The organism is Thalassospira sp. SN3W, assembly GCF_038070535.1.
In the GTDB taxonomy this organism is placed as follows: Bacteria; Pseudomonadota; Alphaproteobacteria; order Rhodospirillales; family Thalassospiraceae; genus Thalassospira; species Thalassospira xiamenensis.
The window spans coordinates 1-2,500 of sequence record NZ_CP121124.1 but is presented as its reverse complement, the minus strand read 5'-3'; the positions used below and the strand labels follow the sequence as shown (position 1 = coordinate 2,500).

2 rRNA genes (1 of these 2 cut by a window edge) are annotated in these 2,500 nt (G+C 54.1%); both read left to right on the top strand.

Annotation, left to right across the window (positions count from 1 at the left end):
* Window positions 1–2,260: ribosomal RNA gene (locus P8T57_RS00010) — 23S ribosomal RNA — on the top strand (it extends 490 nt beyond the left edge of the window).
* A 115-nt stretch (window positions 2,261–2,375) separates the two neighbouring features.
* Window positions 2,376–2,490: ribosomal RNA gene (gene rrf, locus P8T57_RS00005) — 5S ribosomal RNA — on the top strand.
* Window positions 2,491–2,500 lie beyond the last annotated feature (10 nt).

Sequence of the window (2,500 nt, the reverse complement as noted above, 5' to 3'; positions counted from 1 at the left end):
GTTCCTGAAACCGGATGCCTACAAGCAGTTGGAGCCTCTATATGGGGTGACAGCGTACCTCTTGCATAATGGGTCAGCGAGTTAGTCTTACAAGCGAGCTTAAGCCGTTAGGTGTAGGCGCAGCGAAAGCGAGTCTGAATAGGGCGATTGAGTTTGTGGGATTAGACCCGAAACCAGGTGATCTAGCCATGAGCAGGTTGAAGGTGATGTAACAGTCACTGGAGGACCGAACCCACGTCTGTTGAAAAAGACGGGGATGACTTGTGGTTAGGGGTGAAAGGCCAATCAAACCTGGAGATAGCTGGTTCTCCGCGAAATCTATTTAGGTAGAGCGTCAGACGAATACCATCGGGGGTAGAGCACTGAATGGGCTAGGGGGCCTTACCGGCTTACCAAACCTAATCAAACTCCGAATACCGATGAGTACTATCTGGCAGACAGACTACGGGTGCTAAGGTCCGTGGTCGAGAGGGAAACAGCCCAGACCGCCAGTTAAGGTCCCAAAGTTGTGGCTAAGTGGGAAAGGATGTAGGACGGCCAAGACAACCAGGACGTTGGCTTAGAAGCAGCCATCGTTTAAAGAAAGCGTAACAGCTCACTGGTCTAAATAAGCTGTCCCGCGCCGAAGATGTACCGGGGCTCAAGCCACACACCGAAACTGCGGATTTGTTCTTTATTGAACAAGTGGTAGCGGAGCGTTCCGTAAGCCTGTGAAGGTGTACCGTAAGGTATGCTGGAGGTATCGGAAGCGAGAATGCTGACATGAGTAGCGACAAAGGGAGTGAGAACCTCCCTCGCCGAAAGCCCAAGGGTTCCTGCGCAAGGCCAATCCGCGCAGGGTGAGTCGGCCCCTAAGACGAGGCGGAAACGCGTAGTCGATGGGAAACAGGTTAATATTCCTGTACCCGTGAGAAGTGACGGCCTCTGGAAGTAGTTTTTCCTTATTGGATTGGAGAAGCTGCCAAGGAGGTCCAGGAAATAACTCTCACATATGGACCGTACCCGAAACCGACACAGGTGGGCAGGTTGAATATACCAAGGCGCTTGAGAGAACGATGTTGAAGGAACTCGGCAAATTGCCCCCGTAACTTCGGGAGAAGGGGGCCCACCGTGAAGGCAACTTTACGGTGGGGGCACAGACCAGGGGGTGGCGACTGTTTACTAAAAACACAGGGCTCTGCGAAGTCGCAAGACGACGTATAGGGTCTGACGCCTGCCCGGTGCCGGAAGGTTAAGAGGAGATGTGCAAGCATTGAATTGAAGCCCCGGTAAACGGCGGCCGTAACTATAACGGTCCTAAGGTAGCGAAATTCCTTGTCGGGTAAGTTCCGACCTGCACGAATGGCGTAACGACTTCCCCACTGTCTCCAACATCGACTCAGCGAAATTGAATTCTCCGTGAAGATGCGGAGTACCCGCGGTCAGACGGAAAGACCCCGTGCACCTTTACTACAGCTTTGCAGTGGTATCAGGATGTGAATGTGCAGAATAGGCGGGAGGCTATGAACCCGAAGCGCCAGCTTCGGTGGAGCCACCTTTGAGATACCGCCCTTTTGCTTCCTGATATCTAACCGAGGTCCGTTATCCGGATCCGGGACCCTGCATGGCGGGTAGTTTGACTGGGGCGGTCGCCTCCCAAAGAGTAACGGAGGCGCGCGATGGTAGGCTCAGGCTGGTCGGACATCAGCTTAAGAGTGCAATGGCAAAAGCCTGCCTGACTGCGAGACTGACAAGTCGAGCAGAGACGAAAGTCGGTCATAGTGATCCGGTGGTCCCGCGTGGAAGGGCCATCGCTCAACGGATAAAAGGTACGCCGGGGATAACAGGCTGATACTCCCCAAGAGTCCACATCGACGGGAGTGTTTGGCACCTCGATGTCGGCTCATCACATCCTGGGGCTGGAGCAGGTCCCAAGGGTTTGGCTGTTCGCCAATTAAAGTGGTACGTGAGCTGGGTTTAGAACGTCGTGAGACAGTTCGGTCCCTATCTGCCGTGGGCGCAGGATACTTGAGAAGAGCTGTCCCTAGTACGAGAGGACCGGGATGGACGCACCTCTGGTGTACCGGTTGTTCCGCCAGGAGCATCGCCGGGTAGCTAAGTGCGGAAGGGATAACCGCTGAAAGCATCTAAGCGGGAAGCCCCCTTCAAGACTAGGTATCCCTATCAGATCCCTGGAAGACCACCAGGTTGATAGGCTGGGTGTGGAAGCGTGGCAACACGTGAAGCTAACCAGTACTAATTGATCGATCGGCTTGATTGATCCCTCTTGCTAATTGACTATTCTGACTTCTTGCGCAGCGGTAAAACCCGCAAATACGCAATCAACCAATATCGCACCTAAATCACAATCCGATCTCTTCGCTGTGTTTCGACGGCCCGGTGGCCATAGCGGCCGGGAACCACCTGATCCCATCCCGAACTCAGAAGTGAAACCTGCCTGCGCCGATGGTACTTTGTCTTAAGGCACGGGAGAGTAGGTCACCGCCGGGCCTTCAAAACA